5 protein-coding genes and 1 pseudogene are annotated in these 5,075 nt (G+C 38.1%); all 6 read right to left on the bottom strand.

What is annotated here, in order from left to right; all coding sequences use genetic code 11:
• Nucleotides 1–420 precede the first annotated feature (420 nt).
• Nucleotides 421–948 (bottom strand): toll/interleukin-1 receptor domain-containing protein, encoded by a 528-nt coding sequence (locus HPS54_RS12625; RefSeq protein ID WP_216653086.1) that lies wholly within the window; start codon nt 946–948, stop codon nt 421–423.
• 4 nt (nt 949–952) lie between these two features.
• The gene (locus HPS54_RS12620) at nt 953–1,933 is read right to left on the bottom strand and encodes a caspase family protein (protein ID WP_172345754.1); all 981 of its coding nucleotides are present in this window, start codon (nt 1,931–1,933) and stop codon (nt 953–955) included.
• Nucleotides 1,934–1,943: 10 nt separating this feature from the next.
• Nucleotides 1,944–2,339 carry a TIR domain-containing protein gene (locus HPS54_RS12615; protein ID WP_172345753.1) on the bottom strand — a complete coding sequence of 132 codons (396 nt, stop codon included), beginning with the start codon at nt 2,337–2,339 and terminating at the stop codon, nt 1,944–1,946.
• Nucleotides 2,340–2,502: 163 nt separating this feature from the next.
• Nucleotides 2,503–3,843: an AAA family ATPase gene (locus HPS54_RS12610; RefSeq protein ID WP_172345752.1), complete on the bottom strand. Its 1,341-nt coding sequence runs from the start codon at nt 3,841–3,843 to the stop codon at nt 2,503–2,505.
• A 291-nt stretch (nt 3,844–4,134) separates the two neighbouring features.
• Nucleotides 4,135–4,482 (bottom strand): restriction endonuclease, encoded by a 348-nt coding sequence (locus tag HPS54_RS13045; RefSeq protein ID WP_289298962.1) that lies wholly within the window; start codon nt 4,480–4,482, stop codon nt 4,135–4,137.
• Between the two features lie 496 nt (nt 4,483–4,978).
• Nucleotides 4,979–5,075 (bottom strand): annotated as a pseudogene (locus HPS54_RS12600) (IS4 family transposase); the annotation flags it as partial.

Below are 5,075 nucleotides of genomic sequence, written 5' to 3'. Positions count from 1 at the left end.
ACAGGAAAGAATCAACAACAGACCAAGAAAAAGACTGGATTTCAAAACACCAATCGAGTTTATAAAACAAAAATATGGAGAAAATAAAACAATTCTAAAGTTGTTGCGTTATTAATTTGAATCCTGCCAAGAGTACTATTAATAATAAAATGCCATAACGACTCACATCGCCATGGCACAATCCATAAAGAAGCAGCAATCATTTTTTCTTTTGTCCTTTACAATCGCTCCGATTGCTTCTGACATGAGCAGACACATGAATGGTTTTGCCATTCTGGACTCGATCATATTCAGGAATGCGATTGAACTTACGGCCATCACTATCCTTTGCCATAATCATTGTTGCCCGTCCTGTGGCGGGGATTCTTAATTGGTTGCATGTTTCAGGCAACCATTATATAAATATCACAATACAATTTATTATCTCAAACAATCTACAAGTGCTTTACTATAATTTGAAGACTCTGAATTATGCACCCTCAATTCGTTAAGAGTATTAATACCAATGACAGGATACAATAACAAATACTCCTGCCTAGAATGAATTGTTTCGTAGCCCTTTTGGACTGGCATAATAAAACATTTGCCGGTATTACCATCAACTACTCCAAGTTCCCAAGGCATCCATTTGCTTATTGCTGCATTCGATGATTGTGCATAGATCAAAGACCTGCTATGTTTCAATCTGCTTTGCATGCGCTCTGCGGTTTCCTTTGTGACTTTACTCCTATCCATTTGGGGGTCAATCATAAAATCGACATAGACTTTAAATCCCATTTTTCTTAGTACATAATAGATACCCTTCACAACATCCTTATCGTTTATATTATACGACAAAAATATATCAAATGATTCATTTGAGCTGGCAGAGAACGTTCTCTGCTGCTCATTAATCGGCATTTTCGTAACAATGCCTTTAAAATAGCTTTCTCTACTATAGCTAATCATATTCTCAAATATTATTGTTTTTTACCAATCTCCAATAGTGCTTACCAAGAGCCGTCAGTTTACAACCTGTACCGTTCATCGCTGCGAAATACATAAAAGGTGCATCAACAGGTTCTACCAAACCTATACTCTGCAATTGCTGAAGCAGCTTGAACTTTTTTACGTTCTCTGGTTTCGCATGCGGTTCAACCAACTTGTGCTGTTCCTCGGGGCTGTTAGTAAACTCATAGGATGAATCCAGTTTATGAACTCCATTGGCTGCAGAGAATAGATTTGGAAGTTCTCTAAACACACTTAAAGGAACTTTAGGTTCCACTTTTTTCAAAGATACGAAAGCTGAGACATTTGTCTTAAAGACGGGTCTTTGCTCCCATTCCCCAAAACTTCTATCAATGTACGCATAGATACTACCCATCGTGATGTTTCCATTAAAATCTGCCGCGCCTCCTTGTAGCGCACTGCAAAGTAACTCTGTGAACAATCCATGACCACCAGCCTCACAAGCAGATTCATCTTCTCTGCAAGCAGTAAGAATAGAAACACCCTCGTCAAGAACGCTACCAGTTTCGGTAATATTGAACTTTCCCATCTGTCCTGAGTGGCAGCAGTCTAGTATAATAATCTTGTTCTTTGCCTTTGAGTTATGAACCACCTCCATGATATCCTTCATTTGCACTCCCTTATAGTACATTCCAGAATGTTTCAATTCATAAGGGGTAACGATTTCTGCACCGGTTGTATTCACATAGCCATGACCAGAAAAATATAGCAATGCAACTTCAGCATCATCATGAAACAACTCAATTATGTTTTGCAACACTTCATCTGATGTCTGTACATCTTCTAGCATTTTCACACCAAAATTCTTTTCGCCATTTCCATGACGTTCAATAGCGGACTTTAAACAATGAATGTCTTCAATACAACCACTCAGACGTAATTCGCCTGGGTAGTTGTTGATGCCAATAAGTAAAGCTTTTCTCATATGCATATTATTAGAGTGAATAATTTTTTACAGCATTAGCTACTGAAGTTGCATTCCAGCCCACAACCACATCGGATGCTTGCGTAACAGCGTCAGATATTCTCTCGGCGCCCCAATGTCTAACACCAATAATTGGTTTGCCATACTTCTGAGCAATTGCAATCTCCTTTTTAATCCATTTGCTGCAAGATGAATACACCCCTGCTAGAATTATCACACAGCTACAGCCTTTAATCTTTGCATCAATGGCATCTTGAAGTTGTTTGTCAGTACCATTGGTATGAACAGGGTCATCTTTCGGTACGGAATGATTATAATACGTTATGGCTCCATCATCAAGAAACTCAACAATCTTGTCGTACTGATTGGAATACTTCCACGAATGCGAAATAAAAATCCTATACATATTTTTCTAAAGCAAACTCTCTGGCTCCTTGGCCAGGGTTTTAATTTCGAGTTTGCGATGCAAAGGTACACAAAAATCCTGAATTTTTCAAAATATTGCGTGGAAAATTCACGGAATATTTTGAAAATCAAACCGATTTTGATACAAAACACACTGATTTGCTCTATTTTTTCACGCTTTGAAGTTCTTGTAGCTCCTTCAGGAATTCACTCACCAAATCACGATATTCTATAAATAGCTCCTTCTTTGCCATCAATTCATCCAGTTTCGGATCAAGGTTCTTACTATATAGTTTCTGGAAATTGATGGTATTATGTACATAAACATGTTTCCGTATATAGGTACTGCCGTTTTCATCTTTCTCAAACATACGAACTGCATCACGCCTCAAATCTGGATTTCCCAACAGGCTCAAATCATGAGTTGCTACGGCAATCTGACAATCCTCAGCTATCGAGAGGTACATTTTTATGATAAAGGCCAGTGCCTTAGCATGTATACCCGCATCAATTTCATCTATACAGGAACACTTTCTACCCATTACGATGTCATATATTACCACTAGCAACCTTATGATGTTAATCGTACCAAACGACTCCAACCCGCCATCAAGTGATTTTTTGCCAGCATGAGCTGTAGAATGAATAAACCGCAAGTTCTTGTGTGATATTATGCCCGTAGGAAACTGCTCCTGCATGGCCTTAATAACAATCTCAGGAGCTCCACTTTTTACCAAGTCAGAAATCAGCACACTAGCATCGTCCACCTCGTAGTCCACTATGTTTGTCCCCACGTCTGCCAACAGTTTCAACAACAAAGTCTTCACACGTTTATCGCGTTCTTTATCACCAGTTTGCAGTCTATCAGCCAGGCTCTGATCGCCACGCCTAACCAAACTGATTCTTTGACTAAAGTAATCGTAGTTTTGTCTCAGAATGACACTCTTCAGGTTCAAGGCACCAAACACAGACAACACTGTACTGTTCTGAATTACGTTTGCCTCCAACATTCGTTGATCGTTTTTGCTCAGGTCGCAGGCCTGTCCAAATTTAATGGCAACTGTATCTTTTTCCTTATTATAAACCCTTTGAAAAATTGGTGGATTCCCAGCTTGCTGCAGAACCTCCTCTTCTATCCTGTCAGCACTCACTGCAACCTTATAATAATAAGATATATTATCTATATAATATGATATAGTAAGCACAGTTGGCTTATTACGCGAATCATCGTCTAGCAGAAACGGTCTGTACTCCGGTCTATCGTCTGGCTTATCTGGCTTATCTGTAGCTATCATCCTAAGATAGCTAAGAGCAGAGAACATCTTTGATTTGCCAGTGCCATTCAGTCCCACACATAGCAATAATCGCAGTATTCGCTTCCCATCAATCTCCTGATACCACTCAGGCGGTAAAACTGATGACTTTTCTTTTTTCGATGCTAGAAACGATAACTCTACCGGATCCCTATAGGACATATAATTCTTTACTGTAAATGACTCTACCATAACATATTGATTTTAATATATGCGAAATTAAAAACATTTTCAGAGTGCAAAATTAAGAAAAATATTCGAATAACACATCATTTTCCGTGATTTTTTCACGGAAAATGATGTATTATTAACAATTTTAGCATTGATTTCAAACCAAAGCTTATTTGTGCTTTGATTAATATCAATATGAGTAAACGAAAAAAATCGGGCAAAAACTGATGTAAAGTTTGTTTCCGCCCGATTGTTATTTAGAAGGTAGTCTTTCCTACTTCGTTATCACATTTCTCAAATCCGCATAGTTCTTCACCACATCGTAGGTGGCAGTGCTGTCAGATATTGTAGCGAAGTGACGACGTGTACATTCATTCTTGATTCTCTCGGTATCTTCCTTGAATACCATTCCCAGTCAGGATTATAGTGTCCGGCAGGGGTGTTGATGTAGAAGTTTCCAAGCAGTTTGATATAGACGATGACTTCATTCTGATGTTCAAGTGCTTGGGCAAAGTTCATTTCTACCCCTTGAGAATCTACCACTACAAGGTCGTAGAGGAGTTTTTGCGACTCCATTGCGTTGACGCCCAGTTTGTCCTTTAAGGCTGATGTACTGAAAATGTCAGAGTCAAAGGTCTTGTCGAATTTGTGATATGCCACGTGTTTTATTACAGCAATGGCTTTGCATTGGTTAATGATGTTGCCTGCCTTGATAATGAACTCTTCAGGATTAACCCTGAACAGATAGAAAGTTGTTGGATCTTATTTTTTGTAATATGGTAACGATGACACGGCGTGTCTGTCTATTTACTCCACTAAATTACCTGTGAGGTCAGACTACTTGTTCACCAATTCCTTGCCTGAATGTGTGTTCGTGTCAGTTACTATCATGGCTGTGCCTTATGCAAGTTCCTGTGTGCTCATTATTTCATTAAGAGTACCAGTCGTTACTTGAAAATTTATTTCCTATATCAAAAATGTTTATTGGTAAATCTTTATCTATTTTGATATGAAGTATCAATTTTCAAAAATATAATTTTGTTGTGGTAGAATTGATAAACTATAATATATACCCCATTTCGTTCGCTAATAGATACTATTTTGTCTATTATCGAATATTTTTAGACACTAGTGTCCCATTAAAATTGGGACGTTGTTAAAAATCAAATAAACTTGGTCCATCAGGTCCAAATCGTTCTTTGTCATTTTGAAATTTAGTTTTGTCAAAGAGGTCTCGAAGAGGCGTTTTATCG

It is taken from the genome of Xylanibacter caecicola (assembly GCF_013166515.1).
In the GTDB taxonomy this organism is placed as follows: Bacteria; Bacteroidota; Bacteroidia; order Bacteroidales; family Bacteroidaceae; genus Prevotella; species Prevotella caecicola.
This window is presented reverse-complemented; position numbering and strand designations above follow the sequence as displayed.

Excerpts from the sequence above, each read along its gene's own strand:
- HPS54_RS12625 (WP_216653086.1), bottom strand. The coding sequence starts at position 948 with ATGATTAGCTATAGTAGAGAAAGCTATTTTAAAGGCATTGTTACGAAA.
- HPS54_RS12620 (WP_172345754.1), bottom strand. The coding sequence starts at position 1,933 with ATGAGAAAAGCTTTACTTATTGGCATCAACAACTACCCAGGCGAATTA.
- HPS54_RS12615 (WP_172345753.1), bottom strand. The coding sequence starts at position 2,339 with ATGTATAGGATTTTTATTTCGCATTCGTGGAAGTATTCCAATCAGTAC.
- HPS54_RS12610 (WP_172345752.1), bottom strand. The coding sequence starts at position 3,843 with ATGGTAGAGTCATTTACAGTAAAGAATTATATGTCCTATAGGGATCCG.